The sequence below is a fragment of the Mesorhizobium sp. WSM4844 genome (assembly GCF_055811775.1).
The window spans coordinates 106873-133637 of the sequence record NZ_JBVVQB010000014.1; the positions used below are offsets into that span (position 1 = coordinate 106873).

The 26765-nt window shown below is 63.3% G+C and carries 24 protein-coding genes and 1 pseudogene; 9 read left to right on the top strand and 16 right to left on the bottom strand.

Features of this window, described 5'->3' with window-relative positions:
• Nucleotides 1-58 precede the first annotated feature (58 nt).
• Together AC0L2A_RS14190 and AC0L2A_RS14195 are read left to right on the top strand one after the other, a co-directional pair.
• The gene (locus AC0L2A_RS14190; protein ID WP_023796734.1) at nucleotides 59-955 is read left to right on the top strand and encodes a UTP--glucose-1-phosphate uridylyltransferase; all 897 of its coding nucleotides are present in this window, start codon (nucleotides 59-61) and stop codon (nucleotides 953-955) included.
• Nucleotides 956-1211: 256 nt separating this feature from the next.
• The gene (locus AC0L2A_RS14195; protein ID WP_473609269.1) at nucleotides 1212-3593 is read left to right on the top strand and encodes a polysaccharide biosynthesis tyrosine autokinase; all 2382 of its coding nucleotides are present in this window, start codon (nucleotides 1212-1214) and stop codon (nucleotides 3591-3593) included.
• A gap of 291 nt (nucleotides 3594-3884) precedes the next feature.
• On the opposite strand, the gene AC0L2A_RS14200 is transcribed toward AC0L2A_RS14195, so the two are convergent.
• From AC0L2A_RS14200 to AC0L2A_RS14265, 14 genes are all read right to left on the bottom strand, one after another.
• A complete protein-coding gene (locus AC0L2A_RS14200) occupies nucleotides 3885-4967 on the bottom strand; it encodes an acyltransferase family protein (protein WP_027151563.1) in 1083 nt (360 codons plus the stop codon).
• Nucleotides 4968-5101: 134 nt separating this feature from the next.
• A complete protein-coding gene (locus AC0L2A_RS14205) occupies nucleotides 5102-7009 on the bottom strand; it encodes a propionyl-CoA synthetase (RefSeq protein WP_473609268.1) in 1908 nt (635 codons plus the stop codon).
• Between the two features lie 197 nt (nucleotides 7010-7206).
• Nucleotides 7207-8193 (bottom strand): dihydroxyacetone kinase subunit DhaK, encoded by a 987-nt coding sequence (dhaK, locus tag AC0L2A_RS14210; RefSeq protein WP_473609267.1) that lies wholly within the window; start codon nucleotides 8191-8193, stop codon nucleotides 7207-7209.
• Nucleotides 8194-8228: 35 nt separating this feature from the next.
• Nucleotides 8229-8660: a hypothetical protein gene (locus AC0L2A_RS14215; protein ID WP_023796729.1), complete on the bottom strand. Its 432-nt coding sequence runs from the start codon at nucleotides 8658-8660 to the stop codon at nucleotides 8229-8231.
• Nucleotides 8661-8668: 8 nt separating this feature from the next.
• Entirely contained in the window at nucleotides 8669-10255 is a 1587-nt protein-coding gene (gene ptsP, locus AC0L2A_RS14220) for a phosphoenolpyruvate--protein phosphotransferase (RefSeq protein ID WP_473609266.1), read from the bottom strand.
• The gene (locus AC0L2A_RS14225; RefSeq protein WP_023796727.1) at nucleotides 10239-10541 is read right to left on the bottom strand and encodes an HPr family phosphocarrier protein; all 303 of its coding nucleotides are present in this window, start codon (nucleotides 10539-10541) and stop codon (nucleotides 10239-10241) included. Before AC0L2A_RS14225 ends, ptsP begins: the two co-directional genes overlap by 17 nt.
• Before the next feature lie 21 nt (nucleotides 10542-10562).
• A complete protein-coding gene (dhaM, locus tag AC0L2A_RS14230; RefSeq protein ID WP_027151568.1) occupies nucleotides 10563-10952 on the bottom strand; it encodes a dihydroxyacetone kinase phosphoryl donor subunit DhaM in 390 nt (129 codons plus the stop codon).
• A complete protein-coding gene (gene dhaL, locus AC0L2A_RS14235; RefSeq protein WP_287207782.1) occupies nucleotides 10949-11551 on the bottom strand; it encodes a dihydroxyacetone kinase subunit DhaL in 603 nt (200 codons plus the stop codon). The genes dhaM and dhaL overlap by 4 nt, the downstream gene beginning before the upstream one ends.
• A gap of 65 nt (nucleotides 11552-11616) precedes the next feature.
• Entirely contained in the window at nucleotides 11617-12636 is a 1020-nt protein-coding gene (locus tag AC0L2A_RS14240; protein ID WP_473609264.1) for an ABC transporter ATP-binding protein, read from the bottom strand.
• The gene (locus tag AC0L2A_RS14245; protein WP_473609263.1) at nucleotides 12629-13741 is read right to left on the bottom strand and encodes an ABC transporter ATP-binding protein; all 1113 of its coding nucleotides are present in this window, start codon (nucleotides 13739-13741) and stop codon (nucleotides 12629-12631) included. The genes AC0L2A_RS14240 and AC0L2A_RS14245 overlap by 8 nt, the downstream gene beginning before the upstream one ends.
• A 3-nt stretch (nucleotides 13742-13744) precedes the next feature.
• Nucleotides 13745-13951, bottom strand: a complete 207-nt coding sequence (locus AC0L2A_RS14250) for a hypothetical protein (RefSeq protein ID WP_091592832.1) — start codon at nucleotides 13949-13951, stop codon at nucleotides 13745-13747.
• On the bottom strand, nucleotides 13948-14898 hold the full coding sequence (locus AC0L2A_RS14255; RefSeq protein WP_128183364.1) for a carbohydrate ABC transporter permease: 951 nt from the start codon (nucleotides 14896-14898) through the stop codon (nucleotides 13948-13950). The genes AC0L2A_RS14250 and AC0L2A_RS14255 overlap by 4 nt, the downstream gene beginning before the upstream one ends.
• Complete coding sequence (locus AC0L2A_RS14260) at nucleotides 14895-15842, bottom strand: carbohydrate ABC transporter permease (protein WP_473609289.1); 948 nt, start codon at nucleotides 15840-15842, stop codon at nucleotides 14895-14897. Before AC0L2A_RS14260 ends, AC0L2A_RS14255 begins: the two co-directional genes overlap by 4 nt.
• A 126-nt stretch (nucleotides 15843-15968) precedes the next feature.
• Nucleotides 15969-17300 carry an ABC transporter substrate-binding protein gene (locus AC0L2A_RS14265; protein WP_023796720.1) on the bottom strand — a complete coding sequence of 444 codons (1332 nt, stop codon included), beginning with the start codon at nucleotides 17298-17300 and terminating at the stop codon, nucleotides 15969-15971.
• A gap of 399 nt (nucleotides 17301-17699) precedes the next feature.
• On the opposite strand from AC0L2A_RS14265, the gene hrpB reads away from it, so the two are divergent.
• From hrpB to nhaA, 4 genes are all read left to right on the top strand, one after another.
• Nucleotides 17700-20315 carry an ATP-dependent helicase HrpB gene (hrpB, locus tag AC0L2A_RS14270; protein WP_473609262.1) on the top strand — a complete coding sequence of 872 codons (2616 nt, stop codon included), beginning with the start codon at nucleotides 17700-17702 and terminating at the stop codon, nucleotides 20313-20315.
• Nucleotides 20316-20347: 32 nt separating this feature from the next.
• A complete protein-coding gene (locus AC0L2A_RS14275) occupies nucleotides 20348-21673 on the top strand; it encodes an ActS/PrrB/RegB family redox-sensitive histidine kinase (protein ID WP_023796718.1) in 1326 nt (441 codons plus the stop codon).
• Nucleotides 21674-21736: 63 nt separating this feature from the next.
• Nucleotides 21737-22300, top strand: a complete 564-nt coding sequence (locus AC0L2A_RS14280; protein WP_023796717.1) for an ActR/PrrA/RegA family redox response regulator transcription factor — start codon at nucleotides 21737-21739, stop codon at nucleotides 22298-22300.
• A 116-nt stretch (nucleotides 22301-22416) separates the two neighbouring features.
• Entirely contained in the window at nucleotides 22417-23613 is a 1197-nt protein-coding gene (nhaA, locus tag AC0L2A_RS14285; RefSeq protein ID WP_473609260.1) for a Na+/H+ antiporter NhaA, read from the top strand.
• A gap of 225 nt (nucleotides 23614-23838) precedes the next feature.
• Here the strand turns inward: nhaA and AC0L2A_RS14290 are convergent, their stop codons facing one another.
• Nucleotides 23839-24339: an MmcB family DNA repair protein gene (locus AC0L2A_RS14290; RefSeq protein ID WP_287214037.1), complete on the bottom strand. Its 501-nt coding sequence runs from the start codon at nucleotides 24337-24339 to the stop codon at nucleotides 23839-23841.
• A 178-nt stretch (nucleotides 24340-24517) separates the two neighbouring features.
• Here AC0L2A_RS14290 and AC0L2A_RS14295 point away from each other — a divergent pair, with 178 nt between their 5' ends.
• The gene (locus AC0L2A_RS14295; RefSeq protein ID WP_473609288.1) at nucleotides 24518-24751 is read left to right on the top strand and encodes a hypothetical protein; all 234 of its coding nucleotides are present in this window, start codon (nucleotides 24518-24520) and stop codon (nucleotides 24749-24751) included.
• A 172-nt stretch (nucleotides 24752-24923) separates the two neighbouring features.
• Nucleotides 24924-25405: pseudogene (locus AC0L2A_RS14300) on the top strand (TSUP family transporter).
• A 26-nt stretch (nucleotides 25406-25431) separates the two neighbouring features.
• Here AC0L2A_RS14300 and cueR read toward each other — a convergent pair.
• Nucleotides 25432-25854, bottom strand: a complete 423-nt coding sequence (gene cueR, locus AC0L2A_RS14305) for a Cu(I)-responsive transcriptional regulator (protein ID WP_287361657.1) — start codon at nucleotides 25852-25854, stop codon at nucleotides 25432-25434.
• Between the two features lie 226 nt (nucleotides 25855-26080).
• Between cueR and AC0L2A_RS14310 the strand changes: the two genes are divergently transcribed.
• Nucleotides 26081-26698 (top strand): L,D-transpeptidase, encoded by a 618-nt coding sequence (locus AC0L2A_RS14310; RefSeq protein WP_027151583.1) that lies wholly within the window; start codon nucleotides 26081-26083, stop codon nucleotides 26696-26698.
• Nucleotides 26699-26765 lie beyond the last annotated feature (67 nt).

Sequence of the window (26765 nt, forward strand, 5' to 3'; positions counted from 1 at the left end):
AAAATAGTTTTCGCGGCCTGCGACAGGTTGAAGTCGATCTCCTCAGAAGGAATATGCAATGAAGAAAGTCAGGAAGGCAGTCATACCGGTAGCGGGGCTTGGAACGCGATTCCTGCCGGCGACCAAGTCGATGCCGAAGGAAATGCTGCCGGTCGTCGACAGGCCTGTCGTGCAATATGCGGTGGACGAGGCGTTCGAAGCCGGCATCGAGCACATTGTCTTCGTGACGGGCCGAAACAAGGCGGTCATCGAGGATTATTTCGACCTGCATCCAGAATTGATCGGAACTTTGGAGCAGACCGGCAAGACGGCGCAGCTTCAGGCGCTGGAAAGCCTGCTTCCCGTGGCTGGTGCGACGAGCTTCATCCGGCAGCAGTCACCACAAGGTCTCGGCCATGCGGTATGGTGCGCCCGGGAAGTCATCGGCGATGAACCCTTCGCATTGCTGTTACCGGACATGGTGTCCTTCGGCGGTCGCGGATGTCTCGCTGAAATTGCGGACCTCTATGCGCAGACCGGCGGAAACGTCATCGCCGTCGAGCGCTGCGACCCGACCGAGACCAGCAAATACGGCATCGTCGGCTGCGGCGCCGATGTCGGCTCGGGCTTCGAGGTCACCGCCATGGTCGAAAAGCCGGCTCCGGCGAATGCGCCGTCGAACTACTACATCAACGGCCGCTATATCCTGCAGCCTGAAATATTCGGGCTGCTCGGCAATCAGCAGCGCGGCGCCGGCAATGAGATCCAACTGACCGACGCCATGGTCCGCCTTGCGCAAAGCCAGGCTTTCTTCGCGCAGCCCTTCAACGGCCGGATGTTCGATTGTGGCTCGAAGGAAGGGTTCATCCAGGCCAATGTCGCCTTCGCGCTGGCGCGCGACGACATGAAGGGACCGATCTTCGAGATGCTTCAGGAGTTCGTCCGGTTGCATGAGCGCCGGGTAGAAGCCGCATAAAGCCCATTTTCTGGGAGCAAGCATATGAATGGTGACGCAAGACATGCCGATATGTTTGACTGCCCAGGTCTCGCGGTGGCTGGCATGAAGCTTGCGTAGGGCATATGCTGATGCTCCCGCTCTAGCGCCTGAAAACGAGAGCAGCGGACCCGAGTGGAGACAGGGTTTGGGATCCGAGGCTCAAACAAAAATAGAGCGGCGGCGCGTTCGACTTGAGAGACCGCCGCTCTAGATGCAAACTTGAATTGGACCGAAGATGAATTATGCCAATTTTCCTCTCGACAAGAGGAAACCATTGCCGAGTTCGGACCCAGTCAGCGCCGACGATTTCATCGATGTCGAGCGCCTGCTCGGCATGGCAGCAAGGCAGGCAAAGGTGGTTGCGGCATGCGCTGCCATCGGACTTTTTCTGGGCGTGCTCTATTTGCAGACCACGCCTCCCACCTACATGGCGACGAGCCGTGTGCTGATCGACGAAGGATTGAACAAGGTCGTTGACGAGGTCTCGGCGGCGTCGGTCAGCATGCAGACCGACTCCGCCATTCTGAGCCAGATCGAAATACTCCACTCGGCGAGACTGGCGGCGGTGGTCGTCGACAAGCAGAAGCTCGATCAGAACGACGCTTTCATGAACCCTCCGACGTCGGCCGTGTCGAAGGCTGCCGGTTTTGTGCGCGGCGTGGTCCGGTATTTCCGTCCCAATCCCGCCGTGGGTACGGCCGACGTTACTCAGCTTGACCCGGCGACGCGTGACGCGATGATTGCCTCGTCGCGGCGCGATTACGCAATCCTCAAACTGCAGGACGAGGTGCAAGCCGAGCGCATCGGTCGCGCCTATGTGATCTCCATCGCCTACCAGGCCACGGACCCCGCACTTGCGACCGCGGTTACCAAAGCCTATGCCGACGCCTATCTCGCCGATCAGCTCGATGCGAGCTTCGATGCGACCGAGCGGGCGGCGGTCTGGCTGCAAGGTCGGCTGACGGAGCTTCGCGAAAGCTCCCAGGCAGCGGCGCTCGCCGTCGAGAAGTTCAGGGCCGAACATGGGCTGGCCGTCGATGACGGCCAGTTGATCAGTGACAAGCAACTGTCGGACCTCAATGGCCAGCTCATTGAGGCGCAGGCCGACACCGCCCGCGCCAGCGCCCGCTACCAGCAATACAAGTCGATCGTCGAAAGCGGTTCGGACAACGCATTCAGGGACGCCGCGATATCCGCCGACCAGCCGAGCAACTCGATCATTTCAACGCTCAAGACCCGCTATCTCACTGTCGCCAAGCGGCAGCAGGATATCGAAGCCAATTTCGGGGCTGAGCATCCCCAGGCGGTCGCACTTGCCAAGGAAAGGGCCGACATATCGGCGCAGATATTCGGCGAGCTGAAGCAATTGACCGAAAGCTACCGCAACGAATACGAAGTCGCTCTCGCGCGCGAGACGGCGCTCCGTGCAAATGTCGCGTTAGCGGCTGGCAAGAGTTCCATCGACAACCAGTCGCAGGTCAAGCTGCGCGAACTGGAGCAGAAGGCAACGGCGCTCTCGACGCTCTATCAAACGTTCCTTGGCCGCTACGAGGAAGCCTCCCAGCAGCAATCCTTCCCGGTCGGCAAGATCCGCGTCATCTCGGACGCGACGCTGCCGAAGTCCGCGGCAACCCCGCGCACGTCCATAGTGCTGGGACTTTCGCTCGTGCTTGGCGTGATGTTGGGAGCCGGGGTTGGTGGCCTGAATGAGTTCAGGGAGCGGTTCTTCAGAACCGGCGAAGACGTTCGCGATCGCGTCGGCCTCAAATTCCTCGGCTACCTGCCGATCATTGGCAGCAAGGTCGCCAAGGACGACAAGCGCGATGACGGTCAGGCGGATATCAAAACCGCCCCATCACCATCGGCGGCTGAAAGACGCGCGCGCATGCGGGTGAGCATCGACGCCCCGGCATCGATGTTTTCCGAGACGCTGCGCAGCGCCAAGATTGCCTTCGACGTGGTGATGGAAGGGCAAGGCAGCCGGGTCATTGGCGTGATCTCGGTCCTTCCCGGCGAGGGCAAGTCAACCGTGGCGGCGAATCTGGCCGGATTGCTTGCCGCCAACGGGTCGAAAACGCTGCTGGTGGACGGCGACCTGCGTAACCCCGGCCTCAGCCGCAGCCTTGGCATGGAGGCCGAGCAAGGCCTGATGGAAGCGGTGGTGAGTGGGCAGACCTGGCAGTCCGTCGGCAAGATCGACCGGCAGACCAAGCTGGCGATCGTCCCCGCCGTGCCGCGCGGTCATTTCTCGCACACAAGCGAGCTTCTGTCGTCGGCCGGGATGCGGCGTTTCATCGACAATGCCAAGGAGACCTTCCAGTACATCGTCGTCGATCTGCCGCCGCTCGGCCCCGTGGTCGATGCCAAGGCCTTTGCGCCGCTTGCCGACGGCTTCGTGCTCGTGACCGAGTGGGGGCGCACGCCGCGTGCGATGGTGCAATCCATATTGAGTTCGGAATCCTATATCGCCAACAAGATCGTCGGCGTCGTCCTCAACAAGGTCGATTTGAAGAAGCTGGCGAAGTATGGATCGATCGGCGGCTCGGAAAAATTCTTCGACAGATATTCGTCATACTATCTGGAGAAGTCGGAAGCGCGGACGAAGGTGAACAGCTGAGGCCGGTCTGTAGGACCGGCAGATCGTCGTCTTCCGCCGTCGGGCCGATACCGGGCCGAGGCCGTCGTGAGCGAAGACGAATGCCCCTCGAACAGACCACGACCGGCAGCCTGTGCACGAGCCGGTAGGGTCGGTAGCGAATGACGTTCCTTAGGGTGCCGGTCGATTTCCTCGCTTGATCAGGTCGCCGAGCCGCGACGGGTCGCGCAAAAGCGTCCGCACCCTGCTTTGTGCCGGACATTCCACCGTAGGACGTTTGCAGCCAGGAACCGGCGTGACAACGCTGGCGCGTTACGCCGCCTTGAGACGGTAGCGGAAGATGGTGTGGTCGAGCAGAAGCCGGATGCGCGGTTCGGCCTCGATCGCAATCAGCCAGCTCGCGGCGATCATTGTCGCCCCGACGATGACCACCGAAAGCAGGTATGGCACTCCCGCACGCATCAAGGCGCCGAGAATGGCTGCGCCGACGACATTATGGATCAGATAGAGAGGGTAGGTCATCAGGCCGATCCGGCGCCAGCCGCGCCAGGACAGGTCGAGCCGTAACGACCACGCCATCAGCGCCATGGCAGCGAGGAACAGGACGATCGGTGGCCCGTAGGGCATCGCGGCTTCGACCTTGATGCTGCGGACGTCGACAGCACTTATGATCTGCAGCACGCCGCCGGCCAGGAACAAGGCGCAGAAGACAAGGCGGGCGGGCGTCACTGCCTTGAAACGCATCAGCCAGAACAGCACACCTGTCGCGAAAAAACATCCGTGATGCACCAGGAGCAGGTCGAGCCAGCGCGCCTCGGCAAGGTCCGTCCAGTCGAATGGATAGTACAGGCACCAGAAAAGCGTGCTGATCGCGCCGAGCGCAACTGCCACCGCTTCCATCAGGTCGAAGCGGCCGAGCCGCAGCAGGATCCAGACGATGGCATAAAAGGCGATCTCGATGCCGAGCGTCCAGTAGACGCTGTCGACCCAGGGGTTGAACGGAACGAACAGGGCGGTGCGTATGAGCGTGGTGACAGCGTCCGTCGGCCAACTGAGATCGACGAGAAGCAGCACCATCGCGGTGACTGGTGCGCAGATCCAGACGGCCGGCGCCAATCGTTTCACCCTTGCCTCGAAAAACCGCAGCGGTGTCGAATGCTCGGCGCTGAAGGCGATGACGAAGCCGCTGATGACGAAGAATATCTGGACGCCGACCCATCCGAATTGGACCAGTCCGCCTATTTCCGGATGCGGCGGGATGCCGCCCGTCGCACGCGCCGAAACGCCCTCGGGGAACGCCCACACCCAGAAGCCGTAGTGGTAGACCATCACGAGGACAGCGGCGACAAAACGCAGGATGTCGACGCCGCCGAATGTTGTTTTTTGCTGAGCCATGCCGTGCCTTCGGAATGGCCCCCCACGCAAAGGTTTAAGGGCTATTGCTGCATTGCACAACAGACGATTGCAGTGCAGGATGAATTCGTGAATTCGTCCGAAGCCGCGATCCGCCTGCCGCGCTCCGAAAGCAGCTAAAGCCCGATTCCGCGTCCCTTCAGCGCCGCGGTGATTTCGTCGAGAATGACCGGATCGTCGATGGTCGCCGGCATTGTCCAGTCTTCCTTGTCGGCAATCTTCTGCATGGTGCCGCGCAGGATTTTGCCGGAGCGTGTCTTGGGCAGGCGCTTGATCGTGACCACCGTCTTGAAGGCGGCGACCGGGCCGATCCGCTCGCGCACCAGCGTGACCACCTCGGTCTCAATGGTGGCGCTGTCACGCGTGACACCGGCATTCAGCACGACGAAGCCGAGCGGGACCTGGCCCTTCATTGCATCTGCCACGCCGACGACAGCGCACTCGGCAACGTCCGGATGCGCGGCCAGCACCTCCTCCATGGCGCCGGTCGACAGCCGGTGGCCGGCGACATTGATGATGTCGTCGGTGCGGGCCATCACGAACAAATAGCCGTCCTCGTCCATCATGCCGGCATCCGCCGTCTTGTAGAAGCCGGGGAATTCCTCGAGATAGGCTTGGCGAAACCGGTCATCGGCATTCCATAGCGTCGGCAGGCAGCCGGCCGGCAGCGGCAGCTTGACCACGACATTGCCCAACGTACCGCGCGGCACTTCGTGGCCGGCATCGTCGAGCACACGGATGTCGTAGCCGGGCATCGGCACCCCGGGCGAGCCGTATTTCACCGGCAGTAGCCCTAATCCGGCTGGGTTGATCGTCATCGGCGAGCCCGTCTCGGTCTGCCACCAATGGTCGATTACCGGCACGTTCAATTTCTGCTCCGCCCATTTGATGGTTTCCGGATCGGCGCGCTCGCCGGCGAGGAACAGCGTGCGGAATTTCGACAGGTCATATTTCGGGACGAATTCGCCCTTGGGGTCCTGTCCCTTGATGGCGCGGAATGCGGTCGGCGCGGTGAACAGCGCGACCACGCCATGCTCTGATATCACCCGCCAGTAGGTGCCGGCGTCGGGAGTACCGACCGGCTTGCCCTCGAACAGGACCGTCGTGCAGCCATGCAGCAGCGGGCCGTAGACGATGTAGGAATGGCCGACCACCCAGCCGACGTCGGAAGCCGCCCAGAACACCTCACCCGGCTTGACGCCGAACTCGTTCTCCATCGACCATTTCAGCGCAACCATGTGGCCGCCATTGTCGCGCACGATGCCCTTGGGCTGGCCGGTCGTTCCGGACGTGTAGATGATGTAGAGCGGATCGGTGGCGAGCACCGGAACGCAGTCGACATTGGCGCCCGCGGCCCGCTCGCGGGCGACGGCGTCGGCATAGTCGATGTCGTGGTTCTCCTTTAGCTCGCAGCGCAGCTGATCGCGCTGCAGGATGAGGCAGGCTTCGGGCTTGTGCCGCGACATCTCGATCGCCTTGTCGAGCAGCGGCTTGTAGGCGACGACGCGCCCGGGCTCCAGGCCGCAAGAGGCGGAAATGATCAGCTTCGGCCTGGCGTCGTCGATGCGCGTGGCGAGCTCGTGCGAAGCAAAGCCGCCGAAGACGACCGAATGCACGGCGCCGATACGGGCGCAGGCAAGCATGGCAAACGCAGCTTCCGCCACCATCGGCATGTAGATGATGACCCGATCGCCTTTTTGGACGCCGCGGTTCTTCAGCACCGACGTCAGCGCGACCACCTCGCGTTTCAATTCGGCATAGGTGAATTTCCTGACCGTGCCGGAAATCGCGCTGTCATGGATCAGCGCGATCTGATCGGCGCGGCCACCCGCCACGTGGCGGTCGACGGCGTTGAAGCAGGTGTTGCAGGAGGCGCCGCCAAACCAGCGCCCATAGACGCCGGCATTCGCATCGAAGACCGTTTCGAACGGCGAGAACCAGTCGATTGCTTTGGCCGCATCCGCCCAGAATTTTTCCGGATCGCGTTTCCAGCCGTCATAGACCTCGTGGTAGCGTGACGCCATCCAGCTTTCTCCCAGGAATGTTTCTGTCCTTGGAAATAGCGTATGCTGTTTTTGCAAGCACGTGCAAATTCGTCTTGGCGACCTCGCTTTGGTCGAAATGGACGTGACCGCCGCTTTATCGCCGCAACCGGCCAGGTCGTAGAAAGCGCCTACTTGCTTAATACTGTTGCTATAGCCGTGGCGCGGTGTTGGCCGTGCTACATCCCCCGGCGCAGCGCAGCCGTATGCACCGGTGCGTCCCACAATGCGGTCGTCTCATCGTCGAGCATGGTCAGCGTGATCGAGCAGCCGGCCATGTCGAGCGATGTCACATAGGACCCGACCAGTGAACGGGCGACCGTCACGCCGTTTTTCTCGAAGATTTTCCGGGCGCTGTTGTACATCAGGTAGAGCTCCATCAGCGGCGTGCCGCCGAAGCCGTTGACGAAAAGCAGCGCCGGGCCTTTTGCCCTGTCACCGAGATCGCCAGATATCGCCGCGCAGATCTCCTCGGCGATGGCGTCGGCGCTCTTCAACGCGTCGCGGCGGCGCCCGGGTTCGCCATGGATGCCGACGCCGAATTCCATCTCGCCGTCGCCGATATCGAAGGTCGGCCTGCCGGCGGCCGGTACGGTGCAACTGGTCAGCGCAACGCCCATCGAGCGCGTCGCGCCATTGATGCGTTCGCCAAGCGCCTTCAACGGCTTCAGCGCCATGCCTTGCTCGGCCGCGGCGCCGAGGATCTTCTCGACCACCAGCGTGCCGGCAACGCCGCGTCGGCCAGTGGTGTAGGAGGAGTTCTCGACCGCGACGTCGTCATTGGCCACCACTTGCATCACACCCTCCGACATTTCAGCAGCCATGTCGAAATTCATCACGTCGCCCTCGTAGTTCTTGACGATGAACAGGCAGCCGGCACCGGTGTTGACCGCCTCCGCGGCCGCCATCATCTGGTCCGGCGTCGGCGAGGTGAACACCTGGCCGGGGCAGGCGGCATCCAGCATGCCATGCCCGACCAGCCCGCCATGCAGTGGCTCGTGGCCAGAGCCGCCCCCGGAAATCAGCGCTACCTTGCCGGGCTTGAGTGTCCTGCGGCGCACGAATTTATGCTCGTCGCCAAGCACAAGGATGTCGGCATGGGCGGCAACGAAGCCGTCGAGGCTTTCGGTCAGCACCGTGTCCACAGAATTCAGAAACTTCTTCATGGCCGTCTCTCCCGAAATAGCTGAACGTGGCGCGACTATGTCCCGCCCTTGCCGGCGATGCTGGTGATCTTCTGGATGAAATCGTTGACCGCCCTGTCGAGCGCCGCGTTCTGTTTGTCGTCGCCGAAATCGGGAACGATGAGCGAAACATGCCGCGTCTTGCGCATGCCGGATGCCAGCGACATTTTTCCCGGATGCGCCTGATGGTAGGCGGCAAGAAAATGGTCGCGTTCGGCCGGGCTGAAATGGCAGACGGCGAAAATAGCCGGCAAATGTTTTGACGGGATCGGGATCGAGTAGGCCGGGCTGGAAATCTGGGTGACGAAGCTGCGATGCTTGCCCAACGCGTCGGCGAGGCGCTGGCGCATGCCGGATGGGCGCTGGTCGAGGACCTGCGACAGGATCGTCTTGTAGGCGCGGATCGCCTCTTCGGAGCCGGCTTCAGGCGTCTTCTTGGTTTCGGCCATGCCGGTGCCTAGATCGAGACGTCCGCAATGGCCGCCTTGGCCATTGCGAGCTGGGCGGGAACCACGGAAAGGTCGCGCAGGCCGGCCTCGATCAGCGCCGGGATCGCCGCCGGATCGCCGCCGGCGTCGCCGCACAGGCTGACCGGAATCTTTTGCGCGCGGCCGAACGCTGCGACCGAGGCGATCAGCCGAAGCACGGCCGGATGCCTGATCGAATTGAGATGCGCGACCGACGCGTTGTCGCGCGCCGCCGCCATCACATACTGGGTCAGGTCGTTCGAGCCGATCGAGAAGAAGGCGACCTCGGCAAACGCCTCAGGAGCGATCGCCACCGACGGCACCTCGACCATGATGCCGAGCGGCGGCATTTTTTGCGCGACGCCGCGCGCGGCAAGCTCGGCCTGCTCTTCGGCGAAGAGCGCAGCTGCTCGCTGATACTCGTCCCACACTGCGATCATCGGGAACATCACCTTGAGATTGCCATGCAAGGCGGCGCGCAGCAGCGCCCTGATCTGCACCCGAAAAACCTCCGGTCTCGCCAGCGATAGCCTGATGCCGCGCAGGCCGAGAAACGGATTGCCCTCTTCGACGGTGAAGCCCGGCACCGGCTTGTCGCCGCCGGCGTCGACGGTGCGAATAGTCACCGGTTTGTCTTCAGCCCATTCGAGCACCTTGCGGTAGGCGCGATACTGCGTTTCCTCGTCCGGCAGCGTCTTGCCGAACAGGAACTCGGTCCGCATCAGCCCGACGCCATCGCAGGTCGAGACATCGATACCGTCGACATCGGACGGATCGGCGATGTTGACCTGCACCCGTACCGCAGTGCCGGCTTTCGTCACCGCCGGCCGAGTCAAAAAAGTTTCCGCCCTGTCGCGACGTGCCGCGAAAGACGACGACGATTGCCGGAACGCCTCGACCTCTGCCCTTGTTGGCCTCAACACGATGCCGCCGTGCTCGGCATCGAGCAGGGCGACGCCGGCAAGATCAGCCGGCGAAGCACCGAGCCCCACGATCATAGGCACGCCGCGCGAGCGCGCCAGCATGGCGACGTGGCTGGCGGTACTGCCCGCCTTCAGCGCAATGCCGCCGCCGGCGCTCCAGTCGGTTTCGAGAAAGCGCGTCGGCGCGATGTCCTCGCCGTAGAAGATGGCGCCTGTCGGCGCGGCAGCCGCGCTGTCCGCGGTCAGCGCGCGAAGCACCTGGTCTCTGATGTCGCGCATGTCGGCGGCGCGTGCCCGGAAATAATCCTGATCCGACGTTTCGTAGCCGACAATTTCGGCGTCAAGCGCCTGCCGCCATGCCGCATCGGCCGGCTGGCCGGCGGCAATCGCGGCAAAGGCCGGGCCGGTCAGCGCATCGTCCTCCAGCATGGCGAGCTGGAATTCGAGAATGTCGGCGGCATCGCCCTCGGTTGCCTGGATCAGCTTGGCAAGCCGGCCTGTCGCTGTGCCGATTGCCGTTTCGAGCGCGAGCCTCTCGTCAGCTGCGGTCGCTTTACTTCTATAGCGCGCGACGACCGGGTCGAGGTTGAACAGCGGCCCTTCGGCATAGCCGGCCGAAGCCGGGATTCCCTTCAGCTTAAGCGGTTCGGGCATGGTCCACGCCCTCGTCGAAGTCGCGCCGCACCAGCTCGACGAGCGCGCCGACCGCCTCGCCGGCACCGTCGCCCTTGGCTCTGATATGCAGCACCGTGCCTTTCGGCGCCTTGGCCGCCATCACCTTGACGATGCTCTTGGCGTCGAACCAAGGACCGTTGGCGGCGAGCGCCACTTCGACTTCGGCCGAAAACGTCTTGGCGAGCTTGGTGAATTTCACCGAAGGGCGCGCATGCAGGCCGACCTCATGGGTGATCAGAACGGTGGCTTCAGCCGATGCGGACATTGAGTCAAAATTCCTGTTCATTCACGATGGCGACAATTCGTGTGCCGTCGCCACCACTTCCCTGAGCGAGGCGCCGCCGGACGCCTCCGTCGCCGCCATCACCGCGCCCTCGACGATCGGCGCGTTGCAGACGATGATCTTGTGCGCGCGCGGCTCGCCGATCATCTCGACCGCCATCTCGCTGTTGGTTTCGGCGCCGCCAAGATCGACAAGTATAGCGACACCTGCCTCCGACCAGGCCTTGTCGATCGCGCCCATGATCGCCTCGACATTGGTTCCCAGCCCGCCATGGCCGTTTCCGCCGCACCATGCAAGCGGCACTTCGTCGCCGACCATCTGGCGCACCATGTCGGCCGTGCCCTCGGCGACCAGCGGTGAATGCGATACGATGACGATGCCGACATTGCTCATGCTTGCCCCTCGATGGTCTCGGTGACAGCCCGCACCAGAAGCGCGGTCGAGCGTGCCCCGGCATCCATATGGCCGATGGAGCGGTCGCCGAGAAACGAGGCGCGCCCGCGCAAGGCCTTCATCGGCACGGTGGCATCGGCAGCACTGTCCGCGACATCGGCGATTTCCGATCCGGTCTTTCCCTGCAGCAGGGCGTCATGCACCGGTTGCAGCACGTCGAGCATGGTCTTCTGCCCGACCTGCGACTTGCCCCTGGCTGCCACCGCCTCGATCGCCTTGCCGAACGCCGACATCAGATTGGCGCGATCCGGCTCTACGGAAATTTCTTTGCCGAGCGCCATGAACAGCGTCCCGAACAAGGGGCCCGAAGCCCCGCCGACGGTCATTACCAGCTTGGTGCCGATCGCCTTCAGAGCGTCCGGCAGCGGCTTTGTCGCGAACGTGTCGGCCTCGGCGCGCACCGCCTCGAAGCCGCGCTTCATGTTCAGCCCATGGTCGCCGTCGCCAATTGCCTGGTCGAGCCTGGTCAGCTCTTCGGCGTGAGCGGCAATCGTGTCGGCGGTGACTGATATCAGCGTCTTCAGGTCAAGCTTGTCCATCGTCCCGGTCTTGTCCAGTGTCGCAGTCTTGTCCAGTGTCCCGTTCTTTTCCAATGTCCCGGGGCTCATCGGTTTGCAATCCTGTTTCCGGCCTGGTCGAAGAACAGCGGCGCCCGGTAGCGGATAATCACCCGGTCGCCCTTTTCCAATTGGATGTCGGGATCGGTCAGCGTCACCAGCTTTCTGCTTCCCACCGTCACATGCAGGTGGTTCTGGTCGCCCAGATGCTCGACCCAGTTAACAACGCCGTCGGCGGGGCCATTCGATGCCTTGCCGATCGACAGATGTTCTGTACGCGCGCCGATCGTTTTGGTTCCCGCCGGCATGTCGCCATCCGGCAGCAGGCCGGTCGGCAACAGATTGATTGCCGGCTGGCCGAGCCTTGCGGCGACATGAAGGTTTGCCGGCTCCGAGTAGATGGTGCGCGGCGTGCCGATCTGCGCCAGCACGCCGTCGGCAAGAATGCCGATGCGATCGGCCATCGTCATCGCTTCGATCTGGTCGTGCGTGACATAAAGCATGGTGGCGCCGACCTCGGCCTGGATGCGCTTCAGTTCGAGCCGGAGGTCGGCGCGCAGCTTGGCATCGAGCGACGACAGCGGCTCGTCCATCAGATAGATCGAGGGCTTGCGCACCAAAGCGCGCCCGATGGCGACGCGCTGCATCTCGCCGCCGGAAAGCTTGGTGGAGCGGCTGGAGAGCTTGTGATGGATGCGCACCATCCTGGCCACATCCTCGACGCGGCGGCGCACCGCGTCCTCGCTCAGCCGCCGCGCCGGCGAGCGCAGCGGAAAGGCCAGATTTTCGAAGACCGACAGATGCGGATAGAGCGAATATTGCTGGAAGACGAAGGCGGTGTCGCGCTCGGCCGGCGACAGCATTGTCGCATCGCGGCCGCCGATATGGATCGAGCCTGTTTCCGGCCGTTCCAATCCGGCGATAAGTCTGAGCGTCGTCGTCTTGCCGGCCCCAGTCGGGCCGAGCAGCACGACGAATTCGCCGTCGGCGACGTGCAGATCGAGAGTGTCCACGGCGACATGTTCGCCGAAGCTCTTGGTCACACCATTGATCTGCACGTCAGCCATGATGCGCTCTTCCCTGGGAAGCCCCGTCATGGATTGCGGTTCGCACCGCGCGGCCGGAGCCCTTCTCGAACAGCGACAGCCGTGCGCTGCTCAGCGCCAGGCCGACATGGTCGCCCGCATTGAGCCGGATTTCGGCCGGCACCCGCGCCTTGATGATGCCGCCGGATGTCTCCACCGCAACGATCTGCGTGCTGCCGAGATACTCGGTGCCATAGATGGCGCCGCGCAGCTTCGAAGCGTCGTCGAAGCGGATGTGTTCCGGTCGGATGCCGAGCGCCATTTCGGCCGGCGCGATGTCCTCCCGCACCTCCGGCACTGCCACTTTGGCGCCTTGCACCACAATCTCCCTGGCGCCCTTTGAAAGCCCGCCGCCAAAGCCGAGAAAATTCATCGGCGGCGAGCCGATGAAATCGGCGACGAACATGGTCGCCGGCCGGTCATAGATTTCGCGCGGCGTGCCGAACTGTTCGATGACGCCGTGGTTCATAACCGCGATCTTGTCGGCCATCGACATCGCTTCCATCTGGTCATGCGTGACATAGACCGTGGTGGCGTGGATGCGGTTGTGCAGTTCGCGCAGCTCATGCACCATGAGATCGCGGAATTCGGTGTCGAGCGTGCCGAGCGGCTCGTCCATCAGGAAGCATTTTGGCCGTCGCACGATGGCGCGGCCGAGCGCCACGCGCTGGCGGTCGCCGCCGGCAAGACCGGAAACCGACTTGTTGAGCAGATGGTCGATGCGCAACAGCTTCGCCGTCTCTTCGACGCGCCGGCGGATTTCGATGCCTGGCGTGCCTTGCGCCAGCAGCGGGAAGCCGATGTTCTTGCGCACATTCATATGCGGATAGAGCGCGAACAGCTGGAAGACAAAGGCGATGTCGCGCTCGCGGGCACGCCGCATGGTAACGTCCTCGCCACCGAGCAGGATCTTGCCGCCGGTCGGCAACTCCAGGCCGGCGATCATGCGCAGCGTCGTCGTCTTGCCGCAACCCGACGGCCCCAGCATGACGAAGAACTCTCCATCTCTAACGACGAAGTTGGAATCCTGCACGGCGACGAAATCGCCGAATGCCTTCCTCAGATGCTCGACCCTGATCTCCGCCATCGTCTACTCCGGAAACTTCGAGACGATGATGAACATCGCCGTGCCGGCCAGCATGGTGATGAAGGAATAGGTGTAGAGCGGCAGCGCGAACGGCTGGAACAGCATCAGGAAGCCAATGGCAATGATCGCTGTGGCGACGTTCTCCATCAGGCCGCGCCGGAACGCACGCGGCCAGCGCGACTTGCGTTTTGCGGGTTGGGTCAGGCTCATTTGCGCACCGCGCCGAAGGTGATGCCGCGCAGCAACTGCTTGCGGAGCAGGATGGTGAACACCAGGATCGGCACCAGGAAGATCGTCGTGCCTGCGGCGACCGCCGGCCAGTCCTGGCCGCCTTCGCCGATGATGGTCGGGATGAAGGGCGGTGCTGTCTGCGCCGTGCCCGAGGTCAGCAGTGCGGCGAAGGCATATTCGTTCCAGGCGAAGATCAGGCAGAAGATGGCGGTCGCGGCAATGCCGGTGGTCGCCTGCGGCAGCACGGTGCGCCAGAAGGCCTGCAGCCGCGTATATCCGTCGATCATCGCCGCTTCTTCGTACTCGCGCGGGATCTCGTCGATGAAGCCCTTCAGCAGCCACACGGCGAGCGACACATTGACCGCCGTATAGAGCAGGATCATGCCGAGCGCGGTGTCCGACAGGCCAATCTCGCGATACATCAGGTAGATGGGAATAGCGACCGCGATCGGCGGCATCATGCGCGTCGACAGGATGAAGAACAGCAGGTCGTCGGCCAGCGGCACCTTGAAGCGCGAGAAGCCATAGGCCGACAATGTGCCGAGGAACACCGCGCAAAAGGTCGAGCCGAAGGCGATGATCAGCGAATTGACGAAGCGCGGCATGAAATTGGACGGGCCGGCGATCACCATGTTGCGCTTGCGCACTGTCTCATCGCAGATGCCCGTCGCCGGTCCCAGCGCGTTGATGTATTCCGGTGTCTGCCGGGTGCGGGTCGAGAACAGATTGCAGTAGCCCTCGAGGCTCGGCTGGAACAGGATTTTTGGCGGATAGGCGATCGAGTCCGGCGGCGTCTTGAAGCTGGTGGCGAAGATCCACAACAGCGGCACGATCGAGATCAGCGCGTAAAGCACGATAATTGTGCCGGCGACGCGCTTCGAAATCGCGGAGGGTGCGACAACAGAATGGGCTGACGTCAGGCTCATCTCTGCTTCACCTTGTTGAGCGCCTTGACATAGATGTTGGCCAGCCCGAACACCGCAACGAACAGGATTATGGCGAAGGCCGAGGAATAGCCGGTCCGCCAGCTTTCGAAGGCCTGCCGCTTCAGCGTGATCGAGGCGACCTCGGTGGTCGATCCCGGTCCGCCGCCGGTCAGGAGGTTGACCATATCGAACATCTTGAAGTTCTCGATGCCGCGGAACAGTACCGCCAGCATGATGAAGGGCAGCGCCATCGGCAGCGTGATCGACCAGAACTGCCGCCAGTTGGAGGCGCGGTCGACCTCGGCAGCCTCATAGATGTATTCGGGGATCGAGCGCAGGCCGGCGAGACAGATCAGCATCACGTAAGGCGTCCACATCCAGCTGTCGACGATGACGATCGACCACGGCGCCAGCGACACGTTGGAGAGCATGCCGATCTGCGTTGCCGGAATGCCGGTGACGAACGAGATGGCATAGGCGAACAGGCCGATCTGCGGCTCGTAGAGGAAGCGCCAGAAATTGCCGACCACTGCCGGCGACAGCATCATCGGCACCAGAATGATGGTCGTCCAGAAGGCGTGGCCGCGAAACTTCCGATCGATCAGCCAGGCCAGGGTAAAACCGATCAGCGTTTGCAGCAGGATGGTCCAGAACACGAAATGCGCCGTCGTCTGCATGGCGATCCAGATGTCCTGGTCGCCGAGGATGCGCTTGTAGTTGGCAAGGCCGACGTTTCTGACCACCTCGTTGGGACGGTTGGCGCGGTAATTGGTGAAGGACAGATAGATCGCCCAGAACAGCGGGAAGATGTTGACGGCGAGCAGCAACAGGATCGTCGGCGAGATGAACAGCCAGGCGAGGCCCTTGTCGCTGATGCCTCGGACCTTGCGGGCCAACGGCTCAGGCGTAGCCCGGGCGACGCTGTCCGCAGTCCGATTGAGCATGGTCAGTCCCGCTTCGGTCACTTGGGTCGTCTCGACAGTGGAATTTATCTGAGCTGTGTCCCGTGCCAAGGGTGGCACGGGACACGCGGTCGTGGCTCGGGAGGAGCCGATTGGATACTGCCCCAACTACATCTTGCCGTCGTCCTGGAAGACCTCGGTCCAGTCCTTGACCAGGCCATCAAGTGCATCCTTGGCCGAACCCTGGCCTGCGACGACGTAATCATGGAAGCGCTTCTGCGACGCCTGCAGCAGTGGCGCATAGCTGGGCTCTGCCCAAAAATCCTTCACGATGGCCATGGAGTCGAGGAAGGTCTGCGCGTAAGGCTGGCTGGCTGGGAAGCCTGGATCCTTGACGACCGCGTTGAGGCAGGAAAAGCCGCCGAGCGACCACCATTTGGCCTGAACATCCTTGTTGGCGAACCACTTGATGTATTTGAGCGCAGCCTCCTGCTTGTCGGAGTAAGAGACCACCGAGATGCCCTGGCCGCCAAGCTGGGCGAATTGATCGCCGTCGGGCCCCTTGGGATTGGCGAAATAACCAATCTTGTCGCCGCCGACATTTTCGTCCTTCTGCAGGCCTGGCCAGGTAAAGGCGAAGTTCATGTGCATTGCCACCTGGCCGGATTTGAAGGCGTCGACGCCTTCGCCCATGTAGCTGTTGGAAGCCCCGGGAGGCGTGCAGCAGTCATAGAGCGCCTTGTAGAACTCAAGACCCTTCACCGATTTCTCGGAGTTGACGAAACCGTCCATCTCGTATGGCTTGTCGGGATTCTCATATTTGAAACCGAAGCTGTAGAGCCCGTCCATGGCGCCCATCGTGATGCCTTCGGAGCCGCGCTCGGTATAGATCGATGCGCCATAGACCGTCTTGCCGTCGATCTCGCGCTTCTGGAAAAACTCGGCGATCTGCTTCAGCTGGTCGAAGGTCGTCGGCGCTGCGAGATCCCAGCCGTACTTTTCCTTGAATTCCTTCTGCAGTTCCGGCTTGGAGAACCAGTCCTTGCGATAGGTCCAGCCGACGACGTCGCCCATGGCCGGCAGCGCCCAGTAATTCGGCGAGTTCTTGGGCCATTCGGAGTAGCCGACGACGGTCGCCGGCACGAAGTCGTCCATGCTGATCTTCTCCTTGTCGAAGAAGTCGTTCAGCTTGACGTAGTGGCCGTTCTCGGCCGAGCCGCCGATCCATTGGCTGTCGCCGATGATCAGGTCGCACAGCTTGCCCTTGGAATTCAGTTCGTTGAGGAAGCGATCGGCATAGTTGGTCCACGGCACGAATTCGAATTTCATGCCGATGCCGGTTTCCTTGGTGAAATCCTTGGACAATTCGACAAGCGCGTTGGCCGGGTCCCAGGCTGCCCAGCAAAGCGTCAGATCTTCAGCCTGCGCGACATTCGAAACGGCGGTCGACGCAAACATCGCCGATGTCAGTCCCAACGTCAGTTTCAAGGTCGATTTCATGCCTTCCTCCCATTTGCGAAACGCGCCCGGATGACGGTTTCAAAAACCTCAACCCCCTCCTCAGGGGTCTAAACATGACGACGCAGTTTAGCGGCGGATGTTTAGTAATTTGTTTAGTGATGCAATTTTTACTAAACAACGCAAGCGAATTCGTCGCTGCGCTGCAGCATAATTTGCTTGTATCTGGGCGGTGATCCTGGCCGCGCCGTTCTATTAGGAAATATCCGACTTCCTGTCGCTCCTCGGCCGCGTCATCGTCGGTGGCTTCCGCCTTTGACTATGGCGAGGGGTGGACCCGCTTTGAGTTGGTCCGTTGCCCGGTTGCGCGGCGACCGCCACCGCTGATATGCGGGGCGCGACCGACCTGCCGCGAGATTGGATGGATGCATCCCTGAAACAATGACCAGAAAACCCTTGCCAGAGCTTCCGGTCTCCGCCGTCCTGCCGGCGCTCGGTGAAGCGCTCGGCCATGGCAACAGTGCCGTGCTGGTGGCGCCGCCCGGCGCCGGCAAGACGACGCTGGTGCCGCTGGCGCTGCTCGATGCAGCTTGGCTCGGCACGGGGAAGATCATTCTGCTCGAGCCGCGCCGGCTCGCTGCCCGCGCAGCCGCCCGTCGCATGGCCGAACTGCTCGGCGAGGAGCCCGGCGAAACGGTCGGCTATGCCATGCGGATGGAGAACCGCACTTCTGCGAGGACCAGAATCCTTGTCGTCACCGAAGGCGTGCTGTCGCGGATGATCCTCGACGATCCGGAGTTGCCCGGTGTCTCGGCGGTATTCTTCGACGAGTTCCACGAGCGCTCGCTCGACGGCGATTTTGGTCTGGCGCTGGCGCTAGATGTGCAAGGTGCGCTGCGGACCGATTTGCGATTGCTGGTCATGTCGGCGACGCTCGACGGCGCGCGCGTCGCTCGGCTGCTTTCCGGCGCCCCGGTGATCGAGAGCGAAGGCCGCGCCTTTCCCGTCGACATCCGCTACGACGAGCGGCCGGCCGGCATCGCCATCGAGGACGCGATGGCCAAGGCAATCCGCGCGGCCCTTGCCGAGGAGAGCGGCAGCGTGCTCGCCTTTCTGCCCGGCCAGCGCGAGATCGAGCGCACCGCCGAGCGGCTGCAAGGCCGCGTCAGTGCCGACACCGACATCGTGCCGCTCTACGGCATGCTCGACAACAAGTCGCAGGACGCCGCGATCAAGCCGGCGCCGTCCGGCCGCCGCAAGGTGGTGCTGGCGACCTCGATAGCCGAGACCTCGATTACCATCGACGGCGTGCGCGTCGTCATCGATTCCGGCTTGTCGCGCCTGCCGCGCTACGAGCCGGCCAGCGGCCTGACGCGGCTGGAGACGGTGCGGGTCAGCAAAGCCTCCGCCGACCAGCGCACCGGCCGCGCCGGCCGCACGCAGCCCGGCGTCGCCGTCCGGTTGTGGCGGGCCGAGCAGACCGCGGCACTTCCCGCCTTCACGCCGCCGGAAATCCTCGAGGCGGACCTTTCCGGACTTCTGCTCGATTGCGCCGCCTTCGGTGTCGCCGACCCGTCGAGCCTCTGCTTCCTCGATCCGCCGCCGGCCCCGGCACTCAACGAGGCAAGGGCGCTGCTTCGCGCGCTCGACGCCATTGACGAGGCAGGGCGACTGACGCAATCGGGTGCTGCGATGCGCAGGCTGGCACTGCCTGTGCGGCTGGCTCACATGGTCGCCGAGGTGGCAAACACCGGCCGGGCGTTCGAAGCGGCCATGCTCGCCGTGCTGCTCACCGAGCGTGGCCTGGGCGGCGACGGCGCCGCCCTCGAACGGCGGCTGCTTCGGTTCCGATCCGAAAGATCGCCGCGCGCCACCGCCGCCCGGCAACTCGCCGAGCGGCTGGCGAAACAGGCTTCACCCTCCCCTTCGAGGGGGACCGAAGGACGGGCGAGACCCGTGGTTCGCCCCGGTATGTCGATCCGCGAAGCGGATCGGGGTGGGATTGGGTCGGGCACGCCATCGCCGACCCCACCCCGTCTCCCTCGCCTTGCTGGGCAAGGCTCACTCGCCGACCCTCCCCTCGGGGGGGAGGGCAGCGCCGGTGCTCTCCTCATTCATGCCTGGCCGGACCGCGTCGCCAGGGCGCGCGGAGAGCGCGGCCGTTTCGTGCTGGCCAACGGTTCAGGCGCCATGCTCGACGCCGCCGACCCGCTGGCGGGCGAAACCTGGCTTGTCGTCGCCGATCTGCAGGGCAAGGCGCAGAACGCCCGCATTACGGCAGCGGCGGCGATAGACGAAGCCGACATTCGCGCTTTGCTCGCCGATAAGATCGAGACAAACCGCGAAACCAGTTTCGACCGCGACAGGCGTGCGGTGCGTGTGCGTGAAACCGTTCGCCTCGGCGCCATCACCCTGTCCGAACGCATGCTGCCGGCGCCGGCCGGCATCGCCGCCGATCGCGCCATCCTTGACGCCCTGCGCCAACACGGGCTGTCGCTTTTGCCGTGGGGCAAGGAGGCCGAAACGCTGCGCCAACGGCTCGGCTGGCTGCATCGCGGGCTTGGCGCGCCCTGGCCAGATGTTTCCGATGCGGCGCTCATCGACCGCCTCGACGACTGGCTGCTGCCCTTCCTTTCCGGCGCGGCGTCCTTTGCCGCGATCGATCCGGGCGTGCTTTCGGCCGGCCTCATGGCATTGGTGCCGCACGATCTGCAGCGCCGGATCGAGGCGCTGGCGCCGACCCATTTCGACCCTCCATCCGGCAGCCGCGTGCCGATCCGCTATGACGGTGAATGGCCGGTGCTGGCGATCCGCGTCCAGGAGCTGTTCGGTCTCGACCTGCATCCCTCAATCGCCAACGGCGCGGTGCCGCTGACGCTCGAGCTATTGTCACCGGCGCACCGACCGATCCAGACGACGCGTGACTTACCCGGTTTCTGGCGTGGCTCCTGGGCCGATGTGCGAGCCGAGATGCGTGGCCGCTATCCCCGGCATGTCTGGCCGGAGAACCCGCTTCTCGCCACCGCCACCAGCCGCGCCAAACCGCGGGGGACCTAGCCTTTCTCCTTTTCCGGCTATAATCCTTGGCCATGATAAACATCCTGCGGGCGCCCGACTTCCAGCAAAGCCAGCGGCTGCGTCTCAACACGCTGATCAGGCTGCGCTGGCTTGCCATTGTTGGCCAGAGTCTGACCGTCCTTGTCGTTGCCTACGGGCTGAAATTCCCGCTGCCGGTCAGTCTCTGCTTCGCGCTGATCGCCTGTTCGGCCTGGATGAACCTGCTGCTGACCTTCCGTTATCCGGCGGCGCATCGGCTGACCCCGCTGCAGGCTTTCGCCATCCTGACCATCGACAGCCTGCAGCTTGCCGGTCTGCTCTACCTGACCGGCGGCCTCACCAACCCGTTTTCAGTGCTGGTCACCGTGCCCGTGGTCATCTCGGCGACGTCGCTGCCGCTGCGCCTGACCGCCATCCTCGGCGCGCTGGTGATGGTGACGGCGAGCCTGCTGGTGTTCTTCCATCTGCCGCTGCCCTGGTACGAGGGCGCGCCGCTGGAGATGCCGTTCATTTACGTCGCCGGCATGTGGATGGCGGTGTTTTCCTCGATCGCCTTCACCGCGATCTACGCCTTCCGCGTGGCCGAGGAAGCCCGGCTGCTCGCCAACGCGCTTGCCGCCACCGAGCTGGTGCTGCAGCGCGAACAGCATTTGTCGGCGCTGGACGGCCTTGCCGCTGCCGCCGCGCATGAGCTCGGCACGCCGCTCGCCACCATCACGCTTGTTGCCAAGGAGATGGAGAAGGCGCTCCGCAATGACCCGAAATACGGCGAGGACGTGACGCTGCTGCGCTCGCAGAGCGAGCGTTGCCGCGAGATCCTCAAACGCCTGACCAGCCTGTCCTCCGAGGGCGAGGCGCATCTCTCCCGCCTGCCGCTGACCTCGCTGGTCGAGGAGATGACCGCCCCGCACCGCGATTTCGGCATCTCGATCAAGCTTCTCCCCGGCGAGCGCATCGGCCCCGAACCGGTGGGACGGCGCAATCCCGGCGTCATCTACGGCCTCGGCAATCTGGTCGAGAACGCCGTCGATTTTGCCCGCAAGAGCGTCACCGTGCGCTGGAGCTGGAACGAGGCAACGGTCACCTTCTCGATCACCGACGACGGGCCGGGCTTTCCTCCCGAAATCATCGATCGCATCGGCGAGCCCTATATGTCGACACGCCAGGGCACCGAGGCCGGCGGCGGCCTCGGACTGGGGCTGTTCATCGCCAAGACCCTGCTTGAACGCTCGGGCGCCACGCTCGATTTCCGCAATTCAAACGAGCCGGGCGAGGGCGCCGTCGTGCGGATATCGTGGCCGCGCAGCGTCTTTCTCAATCCTGAATCGGCTTCGGCCACCATGTTTGACACGGCTTGAATTGGACAATAGCGCTCCAAAACTATATCTGCGTAAAATTCGGGCAGCAGGAATGTCAAGACGATGAATGGCGACGAAACGATTGGCGCAATGGTTGAGGGCGAGGACACCTCGCTGCTGATCGTCGACGACGACAGGCCATTCCTCACGCGCCTTGCCCGCGCCATGGAGACCAGGGGTTTCGTGGTCGAGACGGCCGAGAGCGTCGAGGAGGCTGTGGCCAAGGCGCGCGCCAATCCGCCAGCCTACGCGGTGGTCGACATGCGGCTCGCCGACGGCAACGGCCTCGATGTCGTCGCCGCCATCCGCGAGAAGCGCGACGACGCCCGCGCCGTCATCCTCACCGGATACGGCAACATCGCCACCGCCGTTACGGCGGTGAAGCTGGGGGCCATCGACTATCTGTCGAAACCGGCAGATGCCGACGAGGTTTTCGCGGCTCTTACCCGCACTGCGGGCGAACGCGCCGCACCGCCTGAAAACCCGATGTCGGCCGATCGCGTGCGCTGGGAGCACATCCAGCGCGTCTACGAAATGTGCGACCGCAACGTCTCCGAGACGGCCCGCCGTCTCAACATGCATCGCCGCACGCTGCAGCGGATACTCGCCAAACGAGCGCCGCGCTAACGCCTGACCTCTTTGCGCGCGCCAAGGTCGCGTGGCACTGTAACATCGGCGGTTGCGCATCATCGCACAGGGTGATGTTGTCCCTGCCGGCTGGTAGGCGACACGACGGAGACGACATGCAGGACCAGAAGCCGCGGCCGACCTCCATCTTTCGCGAATTCCTGGCCAGCGAGGCGGCAGGCGGCATCGTCCTGATGGCAGCCGCGGCATTGGCGCTGGTCGTCGCCAATTCGCCGCTGGCCGAAACCTATTTCGATGCCCTTCACGCCTATCTGGGACCGCTCAGCGTATCGCACTGGATCAATGACGGCCTGATGGCGGTGTTTTTCCTGCTGGTCGGCCTGGAGATCAAGCGCGAGATGCTGGACGGCCAGCTCTCGACCTGGCCGCGCCGCGCTCTGCCCGGCATCGCCGCTGCCGGCGGCATGCTGGTGCCGGCACTTGTCTATGTCGCCATCAACCGCGACAATCCAGCCGCCCTGTCCGGCTGGGCGATCCCGACCGCCACCGACATCGCCTTTGCGCTTGGCGTGCTGTCGCTGCTCGGCAGCCGCGTGCCGGGGTCGCTGAAGGTCTTCCTCACCGCGCTCGCCATCATCGACGACCTTGGCGCCGTCATCATCATCGCGATGTTCTACACGAGCGGCCTGTCGCTCGCCTATCTCGGCGCCGCCTTCGCCGTCATCGCTCTGCTCGTCGTGCTCAACCGCATGAAGGTGCTGACACTGCGGCCCTATCTCCTGCTTGGTGTCGTCCTGTGGGTGCTGGTGCTGAAATCAGGCGTCCACGCCACGCTCGCCGGCGTGGCGCTGGCCCTGACCATACCTTTGAAGATCACCCCCGGCTTCAGTCAGGATTCAGACCATTCCCCGCTGCACCGGCTCGAGCACGGCCTGCACAGGATAGTGCCGTTTGTCGTCATCCCGATCTTCGGCTTTGCCAATGCCGGTGTTTCGCTTGCTGGCCTCAGCGCAGCCGCCCTGGTCGAGCCGCTGACGCTGGGCGTCGCCGCCGGCCTCGTCGCCGGCAAGCTGGTCGGCGTGTTCGGTTCTTGTGCGCTTGCCATCCGGCTCGGCCTCGCCGATCTGCCAGTCAATGCCGGCTGGCTGCACATGGTCGGCATTTCGCTGCTCTGCGGCATCGGCTTCACCATGAGCCTGTTCATCGGCCTGCTCGCCTTCGCCAGCGATGTCGAGCTCAAGGACGCGGTGAAAGTCGGCATCCTCGCCGGCTCCTTCATCGCCGCCATCCTCGGCGCCGCCGTGCTGCTGTTGGCGCCGGCGGCGAATGGGATGGATGAGGACGAAGAGTAGCCGACGAACGTCGCGCCGCCCCTCATTGCCCTGCCGGGCATTTCTTCCCGTATAGAGACGGGGAGAAAGACGCCTTCGCAAAGGATTTCGCCAATTTCCAGCGTTGCAAGAAAGGACGCCAAGGTCGCGGCCAGATCCCTTCTCCCCGTCACTGTACCGGGAGAAGGTGCCGGCAGGCGGATGTGGGGCAGCTCGAAGGGTCAAGGAAGAGCACAAACGTTCCAGCTACTCGCTCTCGCCCTCCAGCGCCGGCACCGCCACGCCGGCAAGTTCCGCCGCCAGCAGCCGCGCTGCTCCGGCCCGCGCGATCCTCAGCATCAGCGCCTTGCGCGTTGCCGCCGCCATGCGGTGCTCGGGCGCATCGCGCAGGATTTCGGCGCCGTAGCCGTCGGAAAGGATAAAACCGCATTCCTGCGGAAAGATCTCCAAGGGCACGCCGGGATGGGTGGCGAAGAAGAACCGATCGGAGTGCAGCCGGTAATCCGGCCATTTGCGGTCGACCCTAAAATCCTCGATCGAGGATTTGATCTCGATGATCCAGATGTCGCCCTGGCGGGTCAGCGCGACGAGGTCGGCGCGGCGCCCGGTCGCCAGCGACAGTTCCGGCAGCACATGCGCGCCCATCTCCCTGAGCAGCCGCTGCACGCCGCGCCGAACCAGCATCGCGCGTTCCGACTGGCGGCCATCGATCAGGGGATTGAGAGGAATCGGCGAGATAATTGGCATGGCGGCATCATGCCAGACTTTGTTCACGGTTTGAACCCGTTTTCTGGGAGGCACTCAAAGGCGCGCTTGAAATGTGGTTTTCGCGTGAAATCCTGGTTCCCAAACGGACACCGCAAGTTCCAAACATTAGCTATATGAGATACTGTGCAAATGCGGGTAGCTCTAGGGAGTGTGGATGATGAACGCGGACGAGATGCAGGCGGTAGCCGACACCCTGATGCGGGTCGTGACGCCTGACATGGCACCCAAGCAATTGATCAAAGCGGCCAGGAAGGAACACCCGAACGCGTCAAAGACGGACATCGCCCGTGCGGCCTTCTTCTCGATCATCGCCAACGCCGAAGAAGACCACGGCAAGGCAAGGAACCTGCAGGCATTCGCCATAGCCGAGCGTGTCGATGGTACTTCTTGATCGGCACTGTAGCTGGATCAATCATCGACCCTCCGCCGATAACGATGCATGGCCAAACCCAACCTGCAAAACGGCTGGCATTCCGGGTCTCGCCACGGCATAGCGGTTCAATGATTGAGCGACGTGGCTTGGTGCCTTTGCAGTTGGAACTGGCGTTGGTTCGCTTGGCGGCTTGATCGGGCTTGGCGGTGCAGAATTTCGCCGTTCCTGATCGGTCTGTTTCGGTTTGCCGCCCTTGAAGCCGTGATCTTGAACAAGGCCGCCAGCCTGGCTGTCGTCGCCGCATTGATCGTTGCCGGGATCATTGCTGGGTTTGCCGTCGGCGTCGTGGCATCCCTGCTCGGCGTGGCAGGCGGTGAACTGCTCGTCCCGACGCTTGTGCTTCTGTTCGGTGCCGACATCAAGCTGGCGGGCTCTCTATCGCTGGCAGTAAGCCTGGCGACGATGCTCGTCGGCTTCACCCGCTACAGCCGCGACCAGAGCTTTTCGGTCATCGGCAGGAACAAGGCGTTCTTGCTGGCCATGGCTGGCGGTTCGATTGTCGGGACATATATCGGCGGGCAGTTGCTTGGCGTGGTCCCCGAGCAAATCCTGCTCCCACTGCTGGCGGCAATTCTGGTGATCTCAGCCTACAAGATCTGGCGGCACGAATAGCACCACCTAGCCTAGCCGCGCAACCTTCACACCTGTGCGGGAACGACTTTGTCAGATGGCAAAACCGCCCCCGCAATATCGTCCAGGATCGGGCAGTCCGGCCGGTCATCGCCGTGGCAGGCATGGATCAGCTTCTGCAGGGTCGAGCGCATCGACTGCAATTCGCGCACCTTCTCCTCGATTGCCGTCACATGCGCGGCGGCGATCTCGCGCACGTCATGGCTGGCGCGGCTGCGGTCCTGGTAGAGCGCCATCAGCTGGCGGCAGTCGTCGATGGAAAAGCCGAGATTGCGCGCGCGGCGCAGAAACGTCAGCCGGTGGATGTCGTCGCCCGAATAGTCGCGGTAGCCGTTGCCGGCCCGCGCCGGACGGATCAGGCCGATCTCCTCATAGTAGCGAATGGTCTTGGCCGGCAGGCCGGAACGCTGGGCGGCATCTCCGACATTCATGATTGGTTCCCTAACTTCCGGCGGCCTGGCGGACCGCCCCATTGAATTTCCTACATAATCTTATGAGTGCCGTTGCCGAAAAGCCACAGCTGCGGACTTACCGGCATGTAAGCCCCTGCATATAGGCATCGCCCGCTTGGCAAGCAAAGCAAATGCCAGCATGAATGATGGCGACAAGGCGGCCGTCTCGTGCCGCTATCTTTCGGGCGGGGCATCGGACCTTTTCATGCGCATGAAGTCATTCGCAATCGTCGCCGCACTTGCGCTGTCGACGGCTATTGCTGGTTGCAGCACCATCGGCTCGCAGATATTCACCAACAACTATGGCCCGATGACCGATGCGGGCTATCAACTGCCGCGCATTCCGATCGAAAAGGTGCCGTTCAAGTACCGCCGGCAGATCGTGAGCTACGACACCGGTGAAAAGCCGGGCACCATCGTCGTCGATACGCAGAACAAGTTCCTCTATTATGTCATGGGCGGCGGCGAGGCGATGCGTTACGGCATCGGCGTCGGCCGCGAGGGTTTTGAATGGCGCGGCACCGCCCGCATCGCGGCGAAGCGCGAATGGCCGACCTGGACGCCGCCATCGGCGATGATCAAGCGCCAGCCGGAACTCGCCAAATTTGCCGGCGGCATGGATCCCGGATTGACCAACCCGCTCGGCGCGCGCGCCCTGTATCTATTCAACAAGGGCGGCGATTCAGGCTACCGCCTGCATGGCAGCCCGGAGTGGAACTCGATCGGCAAGGCGATGTCGTCGGGCTGCATCCGGCTGATGAACCAGGACATCATCGACCTTTACGACCGCACCTCCGTCGGCGCCAAGGTCATCGTTCTCTAGAACTCATACGCGGACCGTCTAGGCAACAACTGACGTCCCAAAGCAAAAAACCGGGCAATTTGGCCCG